This window comes from Nocardia sp. NPDC003345, from assembly GCF_053589395.1.
Genome location: NZ_JBSFRU010000400.1, coordinates 1 through 5,194, shown reverse-complemented (window position 1 = coordinate 5,194; position 5,194 = coordinate 1). Strand labels below are relative to the sequence as shown.

The window sequence follows — 5,194 nt, the reverse complement described above, 5'->3', positions numbered from 1 at the left end:
GGTCCACCTGGTCGTCGTCGCCGCGCAGGGTGATCGGATCACCCAGACCCAGCTCCCGGGCCGGGAATTCGGTGGTCCCGCCCGGTGCGGAGGTTTCCGGTGGTTGTGCGGGGGCGGCGCCGCCGGTGAGTGCGACCAGGGCGAGGACTACCCAGCAGGTGCACAACGTCCGTACCGCGATCCGCATGGCCAACGACCCCTCAGTTATCGGGCGGCGACGCCGGGAGACCCCGGTAACGCCAGTACGCACGGCATCTCTATCCACCCGAATGGTAACCGCAACGACGATGGCTATCGGTCAGCTACGAGTCGGCGCGGTGTCGCGTGCGGTGGCCGCGCTCAGTCGCGGGACGCCACCGGGACCGGTTCGGCCGGTCTCCAGCGCTGATCGATCACCAGACCGAGCATCCCGCCGGCGATACAGGCGATCGACACCGCCACCATGGCCGGGTGGGTGCCGCCGGTCAGCGCGTCGGCCAGGACCACGGTCGCGGCGGTGCCCGGCAGGATGCCCACCACGGTGGCGCCGAGATAGGGCCAGAACCGGATCGAGGACAGTGCGCACGAATAGTTCACCACCGAGAACGGCGCGAAGGCGATCAGTCGCAGTGCCCCCACTGCCAGCCAGCCGCGGCGGCGCAGGCGTTCGTCGACGATGCGGACGGTCGGATGGGCCAGGTAGGGCGCGACCCTCTCCCGCCCCGCGGCGCGAACCAGGAGAAACGCCGCCGCCGCGCTGAGTGTCGAGGCGGTGACGGCGACCGCCAGGCCCACCACGGGACCGAACAGCAGGCCCGAGGCGACGGTGAAGACGGTCCGGGGGACGGGTGCGACGGTGATCAGGGTGTGCGCCAGGAAGAACAAGGCCGGGAAGTACGGGCCGGCTCCATCGGCCCACTCCTGGATCAGGCGTGGGCTGGGCAGCGGGGTCAGCAGTGCCGCCGCGCAGACGACGGCCACGCAGCACAGTACGAGGATCAGCCGCCGGTCGCGGAGCATGCGGGACACCGGGAGAGGGTATCGGTCGCCGCCCCGGAGCCTCCGGTCGGTGCTGGACCGGCGGGGTGGTTCGCGGTGGCCCGGATGCCGGCGCCGGGTGCTGCTGCGCGCCGGTGTATTCCCGGCAGGGGTGTCGGATTGTCCACAGTGCGTGCGGAATTCGCGCTCACCGCGGCGAGGTTGTTCGCGGTGACCGGTATGCGCTGGGCGGACCGGACAGCAGACGGGACTCGCGATGCGCATGTGGAACAGGTGGCCCCGTCCGGGCGCACCGGGAATCGACGCGAGGCGGGCGGCCCGCCGGATCGTGGCGGCGGTGCTCGCCGCCGTCGCCCTTTTCGCCGCCGGGTGCTCGGCGGGGCCCGGAGCCGAGGAGGAGTTGCAGTGGTCCGACAGCTGGGTCACCGCGCAGCAGGCGCCGGTCGGGATCTGGGAGCCGAACTGGTCCGAGGACGGTTTCGCCGATCACACGGTCCGGCAGATCATCCGCCCGACCATAGCCGGAGACGAGGTGCGGCTGGTGCTGTCGAACCTCTTCGGCGACCGGCCCCTGCGAATCTCGGCGGCCACCGTCGCCGAGCCCGGAGTGGGCGCCGCGCTGCGACCCGGCACTGTTCGGCCGCTGATGTTCGGCGGCTCTCCGTCGACGGAGATCCCGGCCGGAACCGAGACGACGACCGACCCGGTGGACTTCCCGATCGCCGCCTTGCGGCCGGTCGCGGTGACCCTGTACCTGGCCGGCCCCACCGGCCCGGCGACATTCCATCAGCTCGCCAACGCCACCAGCTACCGCGCCCGCGGCGATCACGCGGCCGATCCGGCGGCGACGGCTTTCGCTGAGACCAGCAGGTCCTGGTACTACCTCGCCGATCTGGAGGTCGCGGCGGCACCGGAAGAGAAAGGTGTGGTGACGTTCGGCGATTCGATCACCGACGGTGCGCAGGCCGGCGCGGATGCCGACAACAGGTACCCGGACGCGCTGGCCGACCGGCTGGCCGCCGCCGGCAGTGGGCGGGCGGTACTGAACGCCGGTATCGGCGGCAACCGGGTGCTCATCGATTCGGCCTACACGGGTGAGAGTGCGCTGACCCGCTTCCGGCGCGATGTGCTCGATCGTGACAACGCGGGCACCGTCATCCTGCTGGAGGGCATCAACGATATCGGCGTCAGCGAACTCGACGAGCCCTGGGCGAAACCCAATCCGGAAGTCGATGCCGAACAGCTCGTCGCCGGATACCGGACGCTGATCGAACTGGCCCGCGCCGATGGTCTGCGGGTTGTGGGCGCCACCCTGACCCCGTTCGAGGGCGCGCCGTATTTCACCGCTCGCGGTGAAGCGGTGCGCGATGCCGTGAACGCCTGGATTCGGACGTCGGGGGAATTCGACGCGGTCGTCGACTTCGACCGGGCGCTGGCCGATCCGGCCGATCCGGACGCGCTGGCTCCCGAGTTCGACAGCGGCGATCATCTGCATCCGAGTCCGGCCGGCTACGCCGCCATGGCCGGGGCGGTGGATCCGGCGGAACTGTGACGGCCGACGGCCGGATTTCCGGTCGCGCCGCCGGGTCGCGGTAGCGCAGGTTACTCGCGGGTAACGGTGGTCACGGGCAGTTGCGTTCCGGCATCCCGCTAGCATCGGAGGGGCGGGCTGAATGCCCGTTAACCAAAGTATTCGCTGAGCTGGGCGGATGCCAATGTACTCGCGTGCGCAGGTGGTGCGCCTGTACTGGAACGAACTAGAGGGAACAGGGTATGCCGATTGCTGCAGAGCCCGCGGCCGGAGCCGATCCGTCCTCGTCCGCGGTGCCCGAATATCCCGCCTGGCGCAAAGGTGTGGCGGGAGTGTTGGCCAAGGCCCGCAAGGTCGACGCGGCCGAACTCGGTGCAGAACCCGAAAAGCTGCTGAATCAGTCCACCTACGACGGACTGGAAATCGCGCCGCTCTATACGCGCCGTGACGAACTGCCCGAGCAGCCACTGCCCGGCGCCTATCCGTTCGTCCGCGGCGGCGACGCCACCCGCGACGTCCATCGTGGCTGGTACGTGAGTGCCCGGATCGGGGCCACCGAACCCGCCGCCGCGAACCGGGAGATCCTGAGTGGGCTGGAGAACGGGCTGAGCGCGGTCGAACTGGTGATCGGCCGCGACGGGCTGCCGGTCGAGGGTTTGGCGACCGCGCTCGACGGTGTGCTCTTCGAACTCGCGCCGCTGAGCCTGCGGGCCGGTACCGCGACCGCCGAGGCCGCCGAGGCCGTGCTCGCCGTACTCGACGGGTACCGCGTGCCCGGCGACGGCGAGATCAAGGTCGCCTTCGGCGCCGCGCCGCTCACGTCGGCCTTCGCCGGAACCGAGGATCTCAGGACAGAGGACACCGTCGCCCTGGCCGCGCGGCTCACCCCGCGGGCCGAGACGTTGCGCGCGATCACCGTGGACGGCACCGTCTTCCATGACGCGGGTGCCTCGGACGCGCAGGAGGTGGGCGCGGCGGTGGCCGCCGGGCTCGAGTACCTGCGCCTGCTGTCCGCGCGGCTTCCGGTGCCCGAAGCTCTGCGGCAGCTGGAGTTCCGCTTCGCCGCCACCGACGACCAGTTCGCGACGCTGGCCAAATTCCGGGCCGCGCGCCGGCTGTGGGCTCGGGTGGCGCATGCACTCGGCGCCCCGTCCGAAGGCGCCGCACCGCAGCACGCGGTGACCTCCGCGGCCATGATGAGCCGCCGCGATCCGTGGGTTAACCTGCTGCGAACCACGCTGGCGGCCTTCGGTGCCGGAGTGGGCGGCGCCGATACCGTCACCGTGCTCCCGTTCGATTCCGCGCTGCCGGCCGGCGAACTCGGCGTCTCCGCCGCGTTCGCGCAGCGGATGGCCCGTAACACCCAGTTGCTGCTGCTGGAGGAATCCCATCTCGGCCATGTGCAGGATCCCGGCGCGGGTTCCTGGTACGTGGAGCGCTTCACCGACGACCTCGCCACCACCGCCTGGGCGTTCATGCAGGAGATCGAGGCCGCCGGCGGATACAGCGCGGCACTGGACTCCGGCCTGATCGCCTCGGCGATCGAGGCGACCCACACCCGCCGGGAAGCCGATATCGCCCACCGGCGCACCGCGGTCACCGGCGTCAACGAATTCCCGAATCTGGCGGAATCGCCGCTGTCGGAGGCCGCCCGGGCAGCCGGGCCCGGACAGCGCTACGGCGCGGCGTTCGAAGGCCTGCGCGACCGCTCGGACGCGTATCTCGCGGCACACGGTGCGCGGCCGCAGGCACTGCTGGTGCCACTGGGCAGCGTCGCCGAGCACAATGTCCGTGTCACCTTCATCGCCAACCTGCTCGCCTCCGGCGGTATCGAATCGGTCGATCCGGGCCCGCTCGCGGGTGACGAGATCGCCGCGGCGGCCGAGGAATCCGGCGCCGCCATCGCCGTGCTGTGCGGTACCGACGCCCGGTACGGCACCGACGCGGCCGGGGCCGTGGAACAACTGCGGGGCGCGGGTGTGGAAACCGTCCTGCTGGCCGGCCCCGCGAAGGTGCTGACCGGTATCGACGAGGCGCGGCGTCCCGACGGGGTCTTGGCGGCCCGGATCGACGCGGTCGCTGCCCTGACCGCCCTGCTGGAGAAGGTGGGAGCCTGATGACGACACAGCGAATCGAGCAGGAGATCGGCAGTTTCGCCGATATACCGCTCACCGAACCGGGGCTCACCCCCGAACCGGCCGGTGATTCCGCGCGCGAGGCCTATGTGCGGGCGTCCGCGGCGGCGAACAACTACACCCCCGACCAGCTCGTGTGGTCGACGCCCGAGGGAATCGACGTCCCGCCGGTGTTCACGAAGTCCGATCGGGATGCCGTGAGCGAGGCCGGGTTCCCGCTCGACAGCGTGCCCGGTGTCGCACCGTTCGTGCGCGGCCCGTATCCGACGATGTATGTGAACCAGCCGTGGACCATCCGCCAGTACGCGGGTTTCTCCACCGCCGCCGATTCCAACGCCTTCTACCGGCGTAATCTGCAGGCGGGCCAGAAGGGCCTGTCGGTGGCCTTCGACCTCGCCACCCACCGGGGCTACGACTCCGATCACCCCCGGGTGCAGGGCGATGTCGGGATGGCGGGTGTGGCCATCGATTCCATCCTGGATATGCGCCAGCTCTTCGATCAGATCCCGCTGGATCAGGTCAGCGTCTCGATGACCATGAACGGCGCGGT

General features: G+C 70.6%; 5 protein-coding genes. 3 read left to right on the top strand and 2 right to left on the bottom strand.

What is annotated here, in order from left to right; all coding sequences use genetic code 11:
• Together ACWDU1_RS29165 and ACWDU1_RS29160 are read right to left on the bottom strand one after the other, a co-directional pair.
• On the bottom strand, positions 1 to 193 hold a 193-nt coding region (locus ACWDU1_RS29165; RefSeq protein ID WP_450003368.1), incomplete at its 3' end, for a hypothetical protein.
• A gap of 146 nt (positions 194 to 339) precedes the next feature.
• Positions 340 to 999, bottom strand: a complete 660-nt coding sequence (locus ACWDU1_RS29160) for a TVP38/TMEM64 family protein (protein ID WP_450003369.1) — start codon at positions 997 to 999, stop codon at positions 340 to 342.
• A gap of 235 nt (positions 1,000 to 1,234) precedes the next feature.
• Here ACWDU1_RS29160 and ACWDU1_RS29155 point away from each other — a divergent pair, with 235 nt between their 5' ends.
• The 3 genes from ACWDU1_RS29155 to ACWDU1_RS29145 all read left to right on the top strand — a co-directional run.
• Complete coding sequence (locus ACWDU1_RS29155) at positions 1,235 to 2,530, top strand: SGNH/GDSL hydrolase family protein (protein ID WP_450003366.1); 1,296 nt, start codon at positions 1,235 to 1,237, stop codon at positions 2,528 to 2,530.
• A gap of 221 nt (positions 2,531 to 2,751) precedes the next feature.
• Positions 2,752 to 4,626, top strand: a complete 1,875-nt coding sequence (locus ACWDU1_RS29150) for a methylmalonyl-CoA mutase family protein (protein WP_450003364.1) — start codon at positions 2,752 to 2,754, stop codon at positions 4,624 to 4,626.
• The coding region (locus ACWDU1_RS29145; protein ID WP_450003362.1) for a methylmalonyl-CoA mutase family protein at positions 4,626 to 5,194 on the top strand (569 nt) is incomplete at its 3' end. The genes ACWDU1_RS29150 and ACWDU1_RS29145, both read left to right, overlap by 1 nt.